Genomic DNA, 15763 nt, shown 5'->3' with positions numbered 1-15763 from the left:
AGACCCCCACACCTCGCCACACCTCACTTTCGACCGGCCCGCGATCGGCAACGTGGCCTTCGAGATCAGCGGATGGCCGGGCCGCCCCTTCACCCAGATCGTGGAGACGCTCACGCAGGTGATGGAGAAGCGGTGCGGGCCCTTCACCATCGTGGGTCCGTGGACACTGTCGCGGTGTACTCAAACGCTGACGCTGCTGCATTGAATGACCTGCTGAACCCGTGAGATCCGGAACGATGGTCCGGCGACGCGCTCGGCCGCTTGCGGGTAGGACTCTCGCTCACGCAGGCTCGTGGTGGGCAGACTCCATGCGGCTGCTGAGGTGGCGGCTGTCCGGGTCAGCGCGAGGCGGCGGATTCGATTGAGGCATACGAGGAACACGTCCCGCCGCCAGGGCGGTACATGCATGCACATACATGGATCAGGGGCCTGTTTGAGCAGTCCGCGCGTGGGTGAGGCGGGCGAGTGAACGGGGGCAGCTGAACAGGCGCCGGGGTCAGCGCCAGCACCCCACAGGCGGCGATACCGCACCGTGCTGGTGCTGCCCCAGCGCGCGGCCAGATCGGCCTCCAGGGGCTGCTGTTGGGACTGACCCAGATCGCCGTGGGGGTCGCGGGCAACGCGTTCTTCATCGTGACGGCCGGCTCCGTCGCCGGGTTCTTCGGCCGGCACCCGCTCTGGCAGCGCCTTCACCGCTATGTGATGAGCACCGCGCTGGCGGGCTTCGCCGTGAAGATCGCCACCGAACGAACGGGCGCGGTGGCCGCCCTGCGCTGACAGCTGACAGACGGGCGCTGAGGGCGACCATCGCCCGCCGAGGAGTGCCACACGGCTCCGGGCTCGGGACCGTGCCGTGGGTCGTCGAGCGGACGAACGCATGAATCCACGGCTTCCGGCGCCTGCGGATCCGCCGGGACATCCACGAAGCGTCCCTCAACACGCCCGCTCACCCACCGACGCGTCCGAACTTTGCGTCAGCTCCTCTTACTCGTCATCACCCCATCTCTTGATCAGCGGATCGTGTCGAGCCACCACTAGACCTCCAACAAGGAGAACAGCAGCCGTAACGGCCGCCACAGCTGATCCGGGCCCATGGAAGGGCCATGCCCACACGCGCGGATGCCCGCTCGACCTCATGCCGAACGATGCGCACGCGAACGGGAACAACGCAACTGCGATGTTGGCCGCGCCTGGGCCACCGACTCGTCGCATGAGCAGAGCCAAGCCCAGGAAGCCGGCGAAGTCCCGAGCCATCGCGATGCCCGTCGTTCGACCCGACCACGCCTCCACTGCGCCCACGAGACAAGCCAGCGTTACCAAGGCGGCCATGGTGACCGCGTCCCGTGCCCAGATGGGCCGCACTGACACCTTTTCCGCGTCCAAGTCCCCCCTGGACTGACCGTGCAGTATCAGGCATACCGGCAGTAGCGGCAGCAGTAGTGGCACTGGCAAGGGGAACGACACTGTTCCGAACACCAGCGGAATCGGCAACGCCACGGACGGGGCAAACGCTCCCAGGACCATCACAATTGTCAGCGCTCCGCAAACCGCGGGGAGCATCCGGACACGTGCCCACAGGATCACAGCGCAGCACCCGCAGCAAAATGCTCTGGGGATAGGTCGGGCTGCTTGTCGCATCGGGTCAGTGTGACGGCGTTGCGGTGGAACCAACGCTGCTGTCCCGCAAGGGGAAGCCTCCGTACCTTTTGTGCCAGGTGAACGTCGGCTTCGATATAGGAGCCCTCAATGTCCTGAGACTGTGCTCCAGCGGTGAGCGCCAACCACGCCATCACCGGTCCGGTTGCTTGGCTCCCCGGCCATTGTCCGGTGCGCGCGCACGACGGAATGTCCTGCGGGATGGTGCTGAACGCCATCACCGAGGCGACCTCGCCTTGGCTGGGCGCAGCCGACATCACCTTGACTTTCTGCGCAGGACGCACGCCGGCCGTCACCAGGTTCCGCCGAGCCTCAAGGCCCCATTTCTCTATTCTCTGGGCTGCGCCTTGCTGTTCCGGCCAGAGGCAGATCCCGCTTGGTCCGGTACGGCAATCAAGCTCGGCCAGGTCACGGGGCTGTGCCGACCGGTACCCCATCGGCGCTGCCAGGACGCATCCTGCGACCAGAGCCAATCCCAGAACCACCGGGCCCAACAACCGCGGCACGCCACGCAGGCTGATCCACACCACGCACGTGAACGTCACGCCGACCGCGACCATGGCTGCCGCACCGAAACCTCTTACATCGGGTACCTGGTCGAGCGAACAACATTCGGTGAAATTGTGGCCGTTGAGTTGCCGCAGCCACGACGGACTGCTCATGGCAGCTGGGTAGGCCATCCACACGAAGCTGACAACGAGGGACGTGGGTGCAGCCAGCAGCCGAGGAAGAATCAGCCCGGCCACGTATCCGGCAGCGGTATGTGCGACTGCCACAGCCATCTCGATGATGACCATCACGAAGGAAGGCCATCTGGGAAGCCCTGAAGCTTGGGGAGCAGAGACAGCCACCCCCAACGTGATCGAAAGGCAGCCGAGGAGCATGACGGGCCACAGCACCGAAACGGCTATGGCTAGCGGAGTCCTGGAAGGGGCGCTGCCCAACATCCCGGAACGCTTGACTCGGGCACCCTCCCAAGCGGCACACGCCGCGCAGGCCGGGGCGATGAAACCCAGCAGGAAGCTGCTCTGCGCAGTGACAGATTCCCAGTAACCGTCGGTGATCCAACGGCGGATGTTCCCGCTATAGGCGACCAGCCAGGGAATAAGAACGATGGCTGCTCGCGGTGCCGTGGAGGTCCGCAGGACTGTCCTCAAGTACACGCTCAGACCTCCACCGTGCAAATGGTGGCGTAGGCCGCTTCTGCTTTCCGCTCCGGGGAAGTACCGGCCGGGGCCAGATCCAGAAATGCGCTGACTGCCCCCTGGTGTTTGACGTGCCCTTTGTCCAAGACGACAACGCTTTGGTAGATATCGGCGAGGTCTTCGGTCTGGTGGGTGGATACGACAATGGCCACCGTTGAACTCAGCCTCGCGACCAGGTCTCGGAACGTCGCCCGTTGCGCGGGGTCCAGCCCGGCTGTCGGCTCATCCATGAGAACGACCTCGGCGCTGTGAACCAGCGCCTGTGCAATGCCGAGACGGCGCTTCTGCCCTCCGGACAGCTCCGTGGTGCGCCGCGTTGACAGGTCTGTGAGGTCGACCTGGTCCAGAGCCCTCCTGGATGCTTTCCATGCCTCGACGCGGGACATGCCTTTCAGCCACCCCGCGTGCGTCACCTGCTCGCGAACTCGCAGCCCGGGGACCGCCTTGACCTGCTGGGGAAGCCAACCGACCTTCCGGCGGTACTCCTTGACATCTTTGCGGCTGCGGGTGTCGAGGCCGCCGATACGGACATGCCCAGAAGCGGGCCGCAGCGCCGATGCCGCGATTCCGAGCAAAGTGGACTTGCCGGCGCCGTTGGGCCCGAGCAGGACAGTCGCACCGTGGCCGAAGGACAGGTTCAGGCCGTCCAAGACGGGCAACCCTCTGCGGTACATGAATGAGCAGTCACTGATGCTGATCGGCACGGCACTTCCAGAGTGAGGGAGGGACAGAAATGAACGCCCGACACCACCCAGGAGCTCTGGGCGGCGCCGGGCGAAGAGAGTGCAACTAGTACTTGACCACTACGTTCTTCACGTTGATCGTGTGGTTGCCTTCATAGGCGAAGTAGTATTCCCCCTTGGTGCCCATCGCACCCCATGAGACGGTCGTGCAGTCCATGCTGTGCATGCCCTGGCTGTCATCGGGCCAGTAGTCGATCGCGCGGTACAGGTTGATGTTCACTGCCCCCGCACCACCGAAGTTGCAGCCGGAGAACCCGATGGTGGTCGCGTTTCCGTCCTTGTGGTTGTCTGTCCAGCGGCGGGACTCGGCCCCGTTGGTCCAGTTGGATATGTAGCTCGACCACTGCCCCTCGGCCCAGGACGGAACGGTCCCTGCGACCGTAGCCGCCAGGACCACCCCCGCGACGAGTGTTGCCTTGCGTCGCGTTGATACCCGCTTGTTCTCCATGAACATGCCTCCCCTTGAGTTTCGGAAGGTGCACTGCCCTTGTGGGCGCGATGCACCTGACTCCACAGCGAAACTGGCCGCGATCATGACATATGCAAGGAATCGCAGCTCGCAATCGAACGAAATACGCCACTGTGGGCTGCGGAACCCCTAGGCGGGATGCCAGAGAGAAGCTGTCCATACTCGTCATGTCTCACCTGTTCGGGGTCCATTGGGGGCAAAGCGTGGAGTGAGCCAGTGCTGGCGCGTGGGAATGGGCGTGAGGCACAAATGGCCGAATTCCGCCGAGGTGAGACATCGTTCCTACTTAGCCTGGTGTCGACGTCTACGTAACAGCACGGCTCGACCACCAGGACGGCGACGCGCAGGGCGTCCAGCGGGCCCTCGGCCGCGCTGAAGTGTCCCTCATCGAGATGATGGACAGCGTCCACGATCTACGCGTCACCATCGGCGATGCCGAGAACGAGGCAGACGAATCGCGGCAGGTCGGATACCAGACGTCCGGAAACACAGGGGAGGATGAAGGCATGAGCACGCCCCGCCCCTTGCTGACCCAGAACGAAGCAGCTGCTAGGTATAAAACTGCCGGACATTGGTGACACATGGATCGGTAGGCGTGGGGCTTTGGTGGTGGATACCCCGGAACGAGAGCGGGCACGAGCCGCAGTGGTGACGGTCGGCGACTCAGAGGTCAGCCCGTGCGCAGCTCGTCGAACCCAAGCAGCATCGCGTCGACGGCGAGGGTGAAGCGCTCCTCGTCGTCCACGCCTGCTCGGTCGCGCGCCGCCTTGGTGATGAGCGGATATCGCTCGGTCTCCAGTTCGGCCAGCCAGCTCGTACCGCCCGATTCATGCGCGTCGACGACAAGCTGTGCCTCCACGACGGCGTGCCCGATCGCGAACACCGACACCGCGTTGAGGGCGTGCAACGCACGACCGAGTGGAAAGCCGTTGTCCGTCAGCATGCGCAGGCACGCCTCGATGTCGTCGAGTGTCGCCTGGGTGACCGCTGGGCGGGAGGTGGCCAGCGGGAGGATGGCCGGGTGCCGCAGCAGGCCCTTGCGCAGCGCCTTTGCGTACTGGCACAGAGCCTCACGCCAGTCGGTGGACCCGTGCATCGCCGGTGCGGCAGCTCGGAACACCTGATCCGCCAGTCCGTCGAGCAAGGCGCCCTTGTTGGGGAAGTAGTGATAGAGCGTCATCGCCTCGACGTCGAGCTGCTCGCCGAGTGAACGCATTGTCAGGGCCTTGAACCCCCTGCGGTCGACGAGGTCCAGTGCCGCGTCCAGGATTCGTTGCCGGCTCAGTCCCGCGCGCTTGCCACGGCCGCGCCGTGCGCCCTGCTTCTCGGCCGTCATGCGTCCCCACCTCTCCACTCCGAGCGTTGACTTTCTTACAAGGTAAGGCAAGGATCGGCTCCAGCAAATTTACGCCGTAAGAATTCGAGCCCTTTCCCCGGACGCCACAGGAGCTGGAGATGCTCTCCGCCACCGCCCTCAACAACAAGCAGGTCACCCTCAGCTTCATCACCGCGCTCAACGACCGGGCGAGCCAGGACTGGGTGCAGTACCTCGCACCGGATGTGGTCGACCACAACAAGATCATTTTTGGTGAGGGAGAAGCGCCGGGCGCTGCGATAGAGGGCTTCCGGCAACAGCTCGCCGCGTTCAGCGCGGAGCGCCGGGACGACGGCTTTCATGCGGAACAGCTCATCGCCGAGGGTGACGAGGTCGTAGCACGGCTTCGGGTGCGCGCCGTCCACACCGGATATCACCCCCGGATGCCCGAGCCGACCAACCGACGTTGCGACGTCGAACAGATCTGGATCTTCACTGTACGGGCAGGCCGGATCGCCGAGATCCGCGCTGTGAGCGACCGACTCGGCATGTTCCTCCAGCTCGGCTGGGACTGGCCAAGCGAAGACTGAAAGAGTGTCAGAGCAGGCACGAGCCGCAGGTCAACGGCGGGTCCTGGCCACCGAGGCATCGGCGGTGATCAAGCAGGGGCGCCTTCGTGTAGCGGGGCAGGTCGGCGAAGAACCGCGTCATGCTGGTGCGGTTCAGCCGCTCGATACCACCTTTGTGGCGGGCGCCGCGCACCCGGTGCACCGGTACTCCGAGGAGGCCGAAGGACCGCCGCACCGTCTGGGACAGGAAGTCCGCCCCGCCGTCGACCCGTACGAGCTCCGGCAGTCCTCCAGCCGGCCCGTAAGGATCCTCCCGCAGCGCCGACGCCCGCACCGCCGCCAGGACCGACCCGCGGTGCGCGGAGCCGGCGGTGACCGCCCAGCCCGTCACATAGCCGGTACCGCGGTCCTCGAACCACGTTACCCACACCTTCGACAGCTTCTTGTCGGGCATCACCACGACGAGCGGGGCCTGCTTGTGGTCCCCCTCCCACACCTGGTCGAGCTGGCTCTGGGGTTCCTGCCGGGCGGTCGAGCAGCGGGCGTACCCGATCCGGATCGGCTTCGCGGCCAGCTCGGCCGGGGTGGCCTCGACGGGCGGGCCCGGCTTCCACGGCCGCCGGGCTCCCATTCCTCGGGGACGAGGACCGCCAGCTCCTCGCGGAGCGCGGGGACGAGGATGAACCGCGGGGTGTGGTACTTCGTCGCGGTCTTCCCGACGCGGGTGCGGCAGGGACTGCCGTTCCGGGGGTTCACAGTTCGGACAGTCGTTGAGACCACAGGGAGGGTCCACCCCGGGCTGGACGGAATCGCAGACTGCGACCGAGTCGTCACGCCTCGTCGGCCCACAGCGGAGTGCCGTCCTCCTGCACGTGCAGCGTCGGAGAGTGCTCCCGGTACCCCCACTGTGCTGTGCCATGGAGAACCACCCAGCCTTTTGCCTGGAATGCCTGAGCAGGCGTCAGTGAAGCCGTGCACGCCTCCAGCGGACTGGTCTTCGTCGCTTTGGCGGGGATAGTGATCTCCACCGACGTCCCCCACGGGTCGGGGCAGGCCTGCTCCACCGCTGCCTGGACGTAGGTCAGTTTCGCCTTCACCGTTACCGGCTTGGCCGAGGTATTCGTGAACTGCACCAGGAAGGACATCCTCCCGTCCGTGGCGACGAGCGTGCACGGCGTCCACGACACCGCACCTGCACTTCGCGCCTTTCCACACCGGTGGTTGCCCTCGACGCCGGACTCGGTTGAGGCACCGGTACCTGGCTTGGCAACGTCCGGCTCTTGCGTTCTCGTCCCGGCCGATCCGTTTTGCTCCTTAGCAGCTGAGGAGGACTCTCCACCGCCGCTCAGCCACACGACCAGCACGATTAACCCAGCCACCCCTACTACGGCTGTGGCCGCTTTTGCCCACACCCGCCCGTTCATCCAGCGCCGCCGCCCAGCCGTCTGCTCTTCGACTGCGGTCGGCTCAGTCGCGCTGGCTGTTTCGACCGGCTCAGCGGCCTCGACCGGTTCAGCAGGTTCAGCGGGCTGCACGATGAGGCTCGCCAGGACTCGATTCCGCCAGCCCTGTCCACCTACGACTCGAAGCCGGCGCGCCAGGTCGGCGATCTCCCAGCCGATCTTGGGTAGCTGTTCAGCGTTCTCGGGCGCATGGTCCTTCAGCGCCCGTGCAATAGCCGCGCAGTCCTCCTCGCTGGGCAGTCGGTTGTGCTTGGTGCCGGGCAGCAGTTGGTCGCGGCCCTTCAGCCAGTACGACAGCAGTGCCTCGTCGATCCTCTTGCGGGTCTGCCATACGGGCGTCTCCCGCTCTGTCTCCAGAGCCTTCACCAGAACCTTGCGTGGCGGCTTCCCCCGCTCGGTCGGCTCTCCCACACATGCCTGCCATGCGTCGAGGGCCTGCGCCAGGTGGTGCGACAACTCCGCGAACGACTCCCTCTGATCCCCCATCAACGGCTCCCCTCCGAGGGACATCTCGTTGCGGTGCAACCGAGAAACAGCAGGCTACGGAGGTGCAAGTTGCGCCGCAAATCCCCGTCCCTCTTGCACTGGTGAGCTCCCTGTCCCGCTACGGGACATTCGGTTTCAGCGGCACGGGACGCCCGGCCGTCGCCCCTCTCGTCGGGGCCAACGCGAACAGGAGAACCACCACAATGAGCAAGATCAAGAGCGCCTTCGCGATGACTGCGACTGCGGCAGTTCTCGCCGCCGGGGCCCTCACCACAGCGTCCACACCTGCCGAGGCCGCCTCGGGCGGCCGGGCGTGCCTCTTCCTGGACAAGGAGGGCGCCCCGTTCGCCGGCCGGACCTACGGACACGTCGCCTGGGCGATCCGCGACCCGAAGAACACCAATCACTGGATCTGGGGCGCGACCGAGAACGCCGAGGGAGACTCCTACACCGCGCCGGGCAAGGACAACGGCAGCTGGATCAAGCGCGGCACCTGGGATGACCTCCGCAAGAGCATCAAGCGAGACGGACGCCACAGGAAGGGCTACTACGACGCCTACCAGTGCATCAACACGGCTGGCGGCGACCTCAAGGCCGCGCAGCGCACCTTCAACAACATGAAGAACAACGGCTACCAGATCCTTCACAACAACTGCCTCACGAAAGCAATCGCGATCTTCCGCAAGTACAGCCCCGCCCTCAGCAGCAGCCGCCTGCCCGACGGCAACAGCACCCCGCCCAGGAACTACTTCAAGACCACGCTGGACACCGCGCGCGGCTGGGAGAAGGCCCGTACGTACTGAGGGCCGACCAGCAAGAAAGGGAGAAGGCGAGCGCACAGCCTGCGGTGGCACCGGTTGCCGGATCAGACGGTGCTGGTGCCCCTGCGCGAGCTGCAACGGCGCACTACGGCCGCAGCTGACCAGACGCCACCTGCCGACCAACGACATCAACCGACAAGGCAGAAACGAGAAGAGGTCTCACCATGTGGAACAAGTGCCAGCGCTGCAAGGGCGATGGAAAGTGCACCACCTGCGACGGCTCCGGCTACCGAGGTGTGTGGAAGTGCGACAGCTGCCGGGGCAGCGGCGACTGCAAGGCGTGCGACGGCCGCGGCTGAGCTGACCACCCTGGGATGACCTGCGCTCCCTGAGTGAAGGGCTCCCCGCCGACTCGACCGGCGGGGAGCCCCCGGGCTCATCCCTTCTCCTCGTCGGCGTCCGCGCTGGCCCTATCGAACAGGGCACGAAGACGGGCCCGCCAGACGCGTGTCGTGAGTCCACCGGGGCCGGTTGTCCGTTCCAGTGCCGTGACCGGCGAATACGCGGTCCTACTCGTGGGGGCGGCCGGGATTCCCGGCAGGAACCGGGCACAGGCGTCAGGCGCCGGACCTGAACGCACCAAGAGGCCACACGACGTCGACAGCCAACCCGGCCAAGCGGGCCGCGGCCACAGAGTCCGCCGTACCGCCGCCACGACCTGTGGGGGCGCTGCCGTCCCAAACGGCGACGAGGCGGTCCGCGCCCTGGAGAAGTCTGCGATTGGCCGCTTCGTAGGCGGCGCGGCCCGCGTGCTCGTACGGCAGGACCACCACTTCGACGGCGGCGTGGCGCAGAGCGTCGAACTCGGCGAGGTCTGCGGGGCGGACCACCGCTTCCCGGTAGTCCCGGGACGGGATGTCGGACGGCGCCACCAGGCGCCCCGTGGTACTTGTCGCCGAACAGCACGAACATCGACGACGATCACGGTGTGTAACAGTGGTCGGCCAAGCCTCGCAGTCCGGTTGTGAAGATGTCGGCCCGGAAGTTTCTCGCAAGCTCGTCGGCGTGGGCCTGGTCGCAGTCGAAGTTCACCGACCAACCGACGAACGTCTCATCGGTGGCGGTAAGAGGCAGAACCCGCATGGTGGCCCGGTAGCACTGCACTGGGTAGGGGGAGCTGACGATGCCATAAGTCAGGGACCGTGCGTGGTCGTCCAAGGCCAGGAGGGACTCCACCACGGTCTCCCCGTCGGCCATGGACAGAGTGCGGACGCAACCGACGCGGTCGGGTGCTTGTACGTCCGACAGGACACAGTCGGCGACGGCCGGCTGCCAGGTGGCCAGGCCACCGAAGTCGCGGACCACGCGCCACACCTTGGTGACCCGGGCCGGGATGACAGCGCTGGCGAATGCTTCGGGCATGAAGGAACTCCGGTTCCGAGGTCGGGGAAGTCGTCACGGCTGCCGTGACGACTTCCCCGACCTGCCGGGAGAGGACGGCAGAGGCGGCATCGGTGTGCGGTCGGCAGCGCGGTGACTGGTGACAGGGCCGACGCTACGAGCGCGGCCGCGGGGTGTGGGAGGGTGTGCTGCGGCTATCCGTGGATGCGTGCTCGGCTGTCATGCTCGGGTGGGTGCAGCGCACCCACGCCCCGGCGTCCGTCCGTGATTAGCGTGGCTGTCATGGAAAGCGTGAACGAACTCGGCGACTACCTGCGAGCGCGCCGTGCGGCGGTCGCGCCAGCGGAGGTCGGCCTGCCCGACGACGGGTCGCGGCGGGTGCCGGGGCTGCGCCGTGATGAAGTGGCGCTGCTGGCCGGGATGAGTACGGACTACTACATCCGGCTGGAGCAGGGCCGGGAGCGGCACCCGTCCGAGCAGGTGCTGCGGGCGATCGCCGGGGCACTGCGGTTGAACGACGCGGCGGCCACCCATCTCTTCCGGTTGGGCCTGTCCGTCTTCGAGACGGCGGCTGCCACGACCAGCGTCGCTGCGGAGTTGCTGCGGCTGATGGACGGCATGCGTGAAGTGCCGGCCTTCGTGGTCGGGGCGGCGCAGGACGTGCTGGCGGCCAACACGATGGCGCGGGAGCTGTACGGAGCTTTCACCCGGTACGACAACCTGCTGCGAATGATCTTCCTCGATCCCTTCGCGCGGGAGTTCTACGCCGACTGGGACCACGCGGCGCGGATCGCGGTGGGCAACCTGCGGGCGTCCTCCTCGCAGTTCCCGCAGGACGAGCGGATCGAGCGGGTCGTCGGCGAACTGAGCGTGCGCAGCCCCGCGTTCACGGGCCTGTGGGCGCACTACGAGGTCCGTCCCCGTACGCACGAGGACAAGCACTTCCGGCACCCACAAGTGGGTGAGATACGTCTGCACTTCGAGGCGCTCGCCATCACCAGCGCCCCCGGACAGCATCTGTCCGTTTACAGCGCGGAACCCGGCAGCGCCAGCGCCGACGCCCTGGTCCTGCTCGGCCAACTGTCGGAGCAGGAAGTGGTCCTGACGGACCAGGCCACTGCCGCAGAAGAGGGAGAACCCCGATCATGACTGCGTCGCTCTCCGACGCCGCCGGCACCTTCGAGATCGCCGGCAAGAAGGTCGCCCGTCTCGGTTTCGGAGCCATGCGCCTGACCGGACTCGGGGTGTGGGGTGAGCCCGACGACCGTCAGGAGTGCGTGCGGGTGGTGCGCCGCGCCGTCGAACTCGGCGTGCAGCTGATCGACACCGCGGACTCCTACGGCCCGTACGTGAGCGAGGAGATCATCCGGGCGGCGATCCATCCCTACCGTGATGACGTGCTGATCGCGACCAAGGCCGGGCTGACCCGCAACGGGCCCGACGCGATCAGAACCGACGAGGGACTGGTGCGCCTCGGTCCGGCCGCGTGGCCGCCGGTGGGCCGCCCGGAGTACCTCCGCCAGCAGGCCCTGATGAGTCTGCGCCGGCTCGGCGTGGATCACATCGACCTGTTCCAGTTGCACCGCATCGATTCGAAGGTCCCGTTGGAGGACCAGATCGGCGAGCTGAAGAGGCTCCAGGACAAGGGCAAGATCGTCGCGATCGGACTGTCCCAGGTAACGGTCGACCAGATCCAGCAGGCCCGCACGATCGTGGAAATAGCCACCGTGCAGAACCGCTACAACCTCACCGACCGCGGCTCCGCTGACGTCCTGGAGTACTGCACCCGCCACGGCATCGGCTTCATTCCCTGGGCACCGGTGGCCGCGGGCGAGCTGGCCCGCCCCGGCGGCCCGGTCGATCGGATCGCGACCGCCCACCACGCCGGCCCGTCGCAGGTGGCGCTGGCCTGGCTGCTGGCCCGCTCCGGCGTCGTCCTGCCCATCCCCGGGACCTCCAAGGTCGCGCACCTGGAGGAGAACCTGGCGGCGGCGTCCCTGAGGCTGAGCGACGCGGAGGCCGACGAACTGACTGCCGCGGCGTAACAGCCGCCCCAGGAAGGCAGGTCTCCTGCTCCTTCGCACCGTGAGCCGGCTGTTTCCCCGTCTCCTTCTCCCCCTCCCTGTCCCACCGAAGAAAAGACGCTTGCCATGCTGCTGCCCTCCGACGAAGCGGGCCGAGGCCGCCCCGTCGTCCTGCTGCACGCCCGTCCCACCGACCGCACCATGTGGGGCGCCCACCTTCCCCTGCTCGCCGATGCGGGCCTGCGGGCTATCGCCCTGGACCTGCCCGGCCACGGCGACGCACTCGTGCCCGGCGACCGTGAGGTAGCCCCCTGGACGGACGTGCTCGACACCCTCGATCACCTCGGGGTCGACCGCTTCGTCCTGGCCGGGAACTCCCTCGGTGCCCTGGTGGCACTCCAAGCCACCGTCACGGCGCCCGAGCGGGTCGAAGGTCTGGTGCTCGTCGGGTATCGGCCCCACGACCAGCCGGCCTCTCCCCGTCTGCAAGCCGCCTGGGACGCCGAAAGGACGGCGCTCGCCGCCGGCGACCTGGACGCAGCCGTGACAGCCGGCGTCGAAGCGTGGACCTCGGCCGGCGCGAGCGACGACGTACGTGCGCACGCGGCCCGTATGCTCCGCGGCCAACTCACCGAACAACGCGCCCACGGCGGGCCGTCTTTGGCGGCGGACCCCCTCGGGGAGGGGACGGCGGTGCTGCGCGCGCTGACCGTCCCCGCCTTGGTCGGTGTCGGTGAACACGACATGCCCGACTTCTTCGAGGGTGGCGAAGGACTGGCCCGGGACCTCGGCGCAGGCGAAACCGTGGTCATCCCCGCCGCGGGGCACCTCGCGCCGCTGGAACAACCCTCCGCGTTCTGCACCCTGCTACTGGACTTCGTCCGCCATCTCCCGGAGCAATAGCGCTGAACCGCGCACTCCGAGGTGGAGCCCCCTCTGCTGAAGGACCAGGTGGCCCCACCAGGCCAGGCCCCTCTCGGCAGGCCAGGAGGCTCGATGCGGTCTGTGCCGGATGCGTGAGGAGATCCACTGAGCAGGTATGGGGTCACCCCCGAGCAGGGAGCGGCCGCTTTCAAGAAGCGCCATCACCAGGTCGATCGCAGCGGCGGCCAACCCGGCCGCGGTGAGCAGTCGGACCTCCTCACCGCCCCGAGTACGGCCGCCGTCGATGGACAGGCCGTGCCTGCGCAGGTCGTTGGCCGCGCCTCGGTGGGAGGCGGTGCGTGCTTCCTTCCGCAGGGCTGCTGTGTCCTCCAGGGTGTGCCGAAAGCTCAGGTGCGGCGAGGACAGTCGCTGGATCTGGTCGGCCGTGGCGACCTTGAGCACTCCAAGCACGCGCAGCACATCGCCGCGCAAGTCGTTGGTCGACCCCGCCTCGTTGGCCTTCCTCTTGCCTGCCATCAGGCTCACCCTCCCGTCGTCCGCGACCGGCCAACGGCCGGGCGCCGGCACCCTTCCGCCGAGGGCGCCGGGCCCCCGAACCCGATGATCTCCCCCACCACCGACAACCATCCACCACCAACAACAAACTCAAGGACAAGGGAGGGAAGAGGGTGTGACAAACCCTCACGGCCCTGGAAACCCGTGATGACAAGGGGAAAAGGGTGACTCGCGGATGCCGGGCACGGAAGTGGCTTCGGCAGCGGGAACACAAGCACCAACGGCAGGAGCTCACCGGGGCTTGCCCAGCAGCTGACACAGTGCGCGCGGCCAGCCCGAGCAGCGAGGTCCCGGTGGGCCGGACTCCAGGAACGCGGGCGCGCGGGGCAGAGGGAAGAGAGGGGTCGGTCGGGTGCGGGCACGGTGTCCTCGTTTCTCCAGTAGGTTGGCCGGATCAGCAGTCGTCCAGCTCGCACGCAGATCGCGTATGAGCTGGTGCCACCGTGAGGAAGCACCCCTTGTCCGCGGTCTGACGACCATGACCGACCAGTGTCCGTTTTCGCCTTGACTGCCCCTTGACCAGATGGTTTTGTCCGTGGCCGACGCCACACCGCCCGCCCGGACACCCACCACACCCATCGATCACCGGGCGGCGACGCGCAGATGCGCAGATGCCCGCGGCGTCATGAGTTGCGCCCGCTGTCCCGCACTCCCCTACCGGATGGTGAGCCGCGCTCGGTGCGGTGGGAAGGTGCACGGCGTCATTGGTGCTCGCACCCGAGGGCGTGATGCTCTGCTCTTACCGTCGGCGTGTCGGAGCGCACGCGTGGGCCGCCACGGGTTCGGCCAGCCGCCGGGGTAGCGCTGGGAGCGTCGCCGGATCGGCGGGGGTGCCGGTTCCGTGCCGCTCGCGGCCGGACCGCTTCGGTGAGCTGCTCCAGGCGCTCGAGTTGCTCCGGTGAGAGGTGCAGCGGGGCAGGTTCGACCATGCGGGCCTCCGTACTTGGGTGCCGGTCTCCGTATCCTCGCCGTTCTCCGTCGCCGCCAGGAGGTGCGCGCCGGTCGCGTTCCTACAGGTGCTCCGGTGGCTTCGTTGTCCGTCCCGCGAGGCGGAGCGTGCTCTGTCCCGCCGGACCGAAGGCGTACGCGCGGACGCCCCACGGTTGCTCCTGCTCCGCGGGGCGTCCAGGTGCGGCGTCGGTCAGCTCTGCTGCATGGCCTTGAGGTCGCTCAGCATCAGCTCGTTCGTGCCGCGGTCGGCCGCACTGCTCTGGGTCCAGGCGACGATCGCGGGGTGTGCCTGCTCGTAGGAGGCGCCGGCTGTCGTGTTCTGCCCGTCGGTGTCGGCGACCTGGGTGAGGTAGGCGGCCAGCGCGTGCGGACCGCCGCCGCTGTACCCGATGTTGTAGCCCAGGGCGTTGCGCTGCGGCAGGATCGACAGCATCCCCTTGTCCGTCCGGGCCCAGAACAGGCCGCGGCCGGTGATGAAGCGGTTGAAGGTGTCGTCAGGACGCAGGTCGAGCGGAGCGTAGGTCTGGTAGGTCCACTGATCCGTGCCTCCCTCGCGCCAGGACTTGAAGTGCTTGGCGACGACGGGCAGACCGAACTCGGGGTCGTAGAACGCTTGGCGACACACGCAGCCCGATCCGGCAACGGCTGACGGACCGTGCTTGTCCTGCGTGACGCTTCCGCCGCGCGCAGGGTGTTGCCTACCCAGGTGGGCAGTTGCCGTTCGGGGGCACCGGGGATGCGCCGTAGGGCAGCATCGGTCCGTACGAAGGCGTCGTAGGTGTCCGAGGCGACGGGCTCTGCCTCCTCGTCCAGGGCGGCGCGCAGTCGCTCCCAGCGTTCCCGCAGCCGGTGCCGGCGGGCTTCCTGACATGTTGTCCCGTAGCGCCGCAGTTGGCCGGGCCAGCCGTATCCCTCCAGGACGGTCAGGACGGCGGGGGTCAGCCGGCGGACGGCGACCCCGGACAGCACGAAGGCGAGCAGTGCCGCGGCCACGACGAGGGCCTGAGTGCCTGGTGTGAGCGCGCGCAGGCGGTCAACGGGGGAACGGTCGGTCCCCCAGGCCACGGCGGCGAAGCCACCTGCCCAGAAGACCAGCCGCCGGCCGAGATCGGCGGTCGCCCCAACCTCCAGGTCCCCTGACCCCTCTCGCAGACCTGAGAGTTCTGAGCAAAAAACAGGGGCCCCACCGAGGTGGGGCCCCTGCGCCTGAGTTAGAGGTTCTACGCGCACTATACCCACGCATCGTGCTGTTCAGCATTCTGAGACGCTGTTGTCTTTCC

The 15763-nt window shown here is 67.4% G+C and carries 16 protein-coding genes and 1 pseudogene; 7 read left to right on the top strand and 10 right to left on the bottom strand.

Annotated features, from left to right (window positions below):
- Together CG747_RS48755 and CG747_RS48750 are read left to right on the top strand one after the other, a co-directional pair.
- On the top strand, window positions 1-205 hold a 205-nt coding region (locus tag CG747_RS48755; RefSeq protein ID WP_219621649.1), incomplete at its 5' end, for a hypothetical protein.
- Between the two features lie 377 nt (window positions 206-582).
- Window positions 583-777 (top strand): hypothetical protein, encoded by a 195-nt coding sequence (locus tag CG747_RS48750; RefSeq protein WP_180986038.1) that lies wholly within the window; start codon window positions 583-585, stop codon window positions 775-777.
- An 803-nt stretch (window positions 778-1580) separates the two neighbouring features.
- On the opposite strand, the gene CG747_RS47730 is transcribed toward CG747_RS48750, so the two are convergent.
- The 4 genes from CG747_RS47730 to CG747_RS46240 all read right to left on the bottom strand — a co-directional run bounded on the left by CG747_RS47730 (window position 1581) and on the right by CG747_RS46240 (window position 5409).
- Entirely contained in the window at window positions 1581-2456 is an 876-nt protein-coding gene (locus CG747_RS47730; RefSeq protein WP_146022304.1) for a hypothetical protein, read from the bottom strand.
- A 365-nt stretch (window positions 2457-2821) separates the two neighbouring features.
- Entirely contained in the window at window positions 2822-3565 is a 744-nt protein-coding gene (locus tag CG747_RS46250) for an ATP-binding cassette domain-containing protein (RefSeq protein ID WP_100607869.1), read from the bottom strand.
- An 85-nt stretch (window positions 3566-3650) separates the two neighbouring features.
- Window positions 3651-4058, bottom strand: a complete 408-nt coding sequence (locus CG747_RS46245; protein WP_100607868.1) for a hypothetical protein — start codon at window positions 4056-4058, stop codon at window positions 3651-3653.
- Window positions 4059-4743: 685 nt separating this feature from the next.
- The gene (locus tag CG747_RS46240) at window positions 4744-5409 is read right to left on the bottom strand and encodes a TetR/AcrR family transcriptional regulator C-terminal domain-containing protein (protein WP_100607867.1); all 666 of its coding nucleotides are present in this window, start codon (window positions 5407-5409) and stop codon (window positions 4744-4746) included.
- A gap of 119 nt (window positions 5410-5528) precedes the next feature.
- Here CG747_RS46240 and CG747_RS46235 point away from each other — a divergent pair, with 119 nt between their 5' ends.
- Window positions 5529-5978: an ester cyclase gene (locus CG747_RS46235; RefSeq protein ID WP_100607866.1), complete on the top strand. Its 450-nt coding sequence runs from the start codon at window positions 5529-5531 to the stop codon at window positions 5976-5978.
- Between the two features lie 7 nt (window positions 5979-5985).
- On the opposite strand, the gene CG747_RS46230 is transcribed toward CG747_RS46235, so the two are convergent.
- Both CG747_RS46230 and CG747_RS46225 read right to left on the bottom strand, forming a co-directional pair.
- Complete coding sequence (locus CG747_RS46230) at window positions 5986-6588, bottom strand: hypothetical protein (protein ID WP_257981226.1); 603 nt, start codon at window positions 6586-6588, stop codon at window positions 5986-5988.
- 199 nt (window positions 6589-6787) lie between these two features.
- Window positions 6788-7906, bottom strand: coding sequence for a hypothetical protein (locus tag CG747_RS46225; RefSeq protein ID WP_146022303.1), 1119 nt, complete (start codon window positions 7904-7906; stop codon window positions 6788-6790).
- 203 nt (window positions 7907-8109) lie between these two features.
- Here CG747_RS46225 and CG747_RS46220 point away from each other — a divergent pair, with 203 nt between their 5' ends.
- Window positions 8110-8709, top strand: coding sequence for a Tat pathway signal protein (locus CG747_RS46220; protein WP_100607864.1), 600 nt, complete (start codon window positions 8110-8112; stop codon window positions 8707-8709).
- A gap of 575 nt (window positions 8710-9284) precedes the next feature.
- Here the strand turns inward: CG747_RS46220 and CG747_RS46215 are convergent.
- Window positions 9285-9608: pseudogene (locus CG747_RS46215) on the bottom strand (hypothetical protein); the annotation flags it as partial.
- Between the two features lie 40 nt (window positions 9609-9648).
- Entirely contained in the window at window positions 9649-10089 is a 441-nt protein-coding gene (locus CG747_RS46210; RefSeq protein ID WP_100607863.1) for an SRPBCC family protein, read from the bottom strand.
- Between the two features lie 261 nt (window positions 10090-10350).
- Between CG747_RS46210 and CG747_RS46205 the strand changes: the two genes are divergently transcribed.
- From CG747_RS46205 to CG747_RS46195, 3 genes are all read left to right on the top strand, one after another.
- Window positions 10351-11217, top strand: a complete 867-nt coding sequence (locus CG747_RS46205) for a helix-turn-helix domain-containing protein (protein WP_100607862.1) — start codon at window positions 10351-10353, stop codon at window positions 11215-11217.
- Window positions 11214-12113, top strand: coding sequence for an aldo/keto reductase (locus tag CG747_RS46200; RefSeq protein WP_100607861.1), 900 nt, complete (start codon window positions 11214-11216; stop codon window positions 12111-12113). Before CG747_RS46205 ends, CG747_RS46200 begins: the two co-directional genes overlap by 4 nt.
- 105 nt (window positions 12114-12218) lie before the next feature.
- Complete coding sequence (locus CG747_RS46195; protein ID WP_100607860.1) at window positions 12219-12995, top strand: alpha/beta fold hydrolase; 777 nt, start codon at window positions 12219-12221, stop codon at window positions 12993-12995.
- Here the strand turns inward: CG747_RS46195 and CG747_RS50600 are convergent.
- Both CG747_RS50600 and CG747_RS46185 read right to left on the bottom strand, forming a co-directional pair.
- On the bottom strand, window positions 12960-13493 hold the full coding sequence (locus CG747_RS50600; protein WP_257981225.1) for a hypothetical protein: 534 nt from the start codon (window positions 13491-13493) through the stop codon (window positions 12960-12962). The two genes, CG747_RS46195 and CG747_RS50600, sit on opposite strands and share 36 nt — an antisense overlap.
- Window positions 13494-14673: 1180 nt before the next feature.
- Window positions 14674-15108, bottom strand: a complete 435-nt coding sequence (locus CG747_RS46185; protein ID WP_257981224.1) for a hypothetical protein — start codon at window positions 15106-15108, stop codon at window positions 14674-14676.
- Window positions 15109-15763 lie beyond the last annotated feature (655 nt).

Source organism: Streptomyces sp. CB02959 (assembly GCF_002803155.1).
Taxonomy (GTDB): Bacteria; Actinomycetota; Actinomycetes; order Streptomycetales; family Streptomycetaceae; genus Streptomyces.
The sequence above is the reverse complement of the archived record's forward strand: the minus strand, read 5'-3'. Positions and strand labels throughout refer to the sequence as shown.

Excerpts from the sequence above, each read along its gene's own strand:
- CG747_RS46225 (WP_146022303.1), bottom strand. The coding sequence starts at position 7,906 with ATGGGGGATCAGAGGGAGTCGTTCGCGGAGTTGTCGCACCACCTGGCG.
- CG747_RS46195 (WP_100607860.1), top strand. The coding sequence starts at position 12,219 with ATGCTGCTGCCCTCCGACGAAGCGGGCCGAGGCCGCCCCGTCGTCCTG.
- CG747_RS46220 (WP_100607864.1), top strand. The coding sequence starts at position 8,110 with ATGAGCAAGATCAAGAGCGCCTTCGCGATGACTGCGACTGCGGCAGTT.
- CG747_RS46240 (WP_100607867.1), bottom strand. The coding sequence starts at position 5,409 with ATGACGGCCGAGAAGCAGGGCGCACGGCGCGGCCGTGGCAAGCGCGCG.
- CG747_RS46210 (WP_100607863.1), bottom strand. The coding sequence starts at position 10,089 with ATGCCCGAAGCATTCGCCAGCGCTGTCATCCCGGCCCGGGTCACCAAG.
- CG747_RS46245 (WP_100607868.1), bottom strand. The coding sequence starts at position 4,058 with ATGTTCATGGAGAACAAGCGGGTATCAACGCGACGCAAGGCAACACTC.
- CG747_RS46230 (WP_257981226.1), bottom strand. The coding sequence starts at position 6,588 with ATGGGAGCCCGGCGGCCGTGGAAGCCGGGCCCGCCCGTCGAGGCCACC.
- CG747_RS46205 (WP_100607862.1), top strand. The coding sequence starts at position 10,351 with ATGGAAAGCGTGAACGAACTCGGCGACTACCTGCGAGCGCGCCGTGCG.
- CG747_RS50600 (WP_257981225.1), bottom strand. The coding sequence starts at position 13,493 with ATGGCAGGCAAGAGGAAGGCCAACGAGGCGGGGTCGACCAACGACTTG.
- CG747_RS46235 (WP_100607866.1), top strand. The coding sequence starts at position 5,529 with ATGCTCTCCGCCACCGCCCTCAACAACAAGCAGGTCACCCTCAGCTTC.
- CG747_RS46200 (WP_100607861.1), top strand. The coding sequence starts at position 11,214 with ATGACTGCGTCGCTCTCCGACGCCGCCGGCACCTTCGAGATCGCCGGC.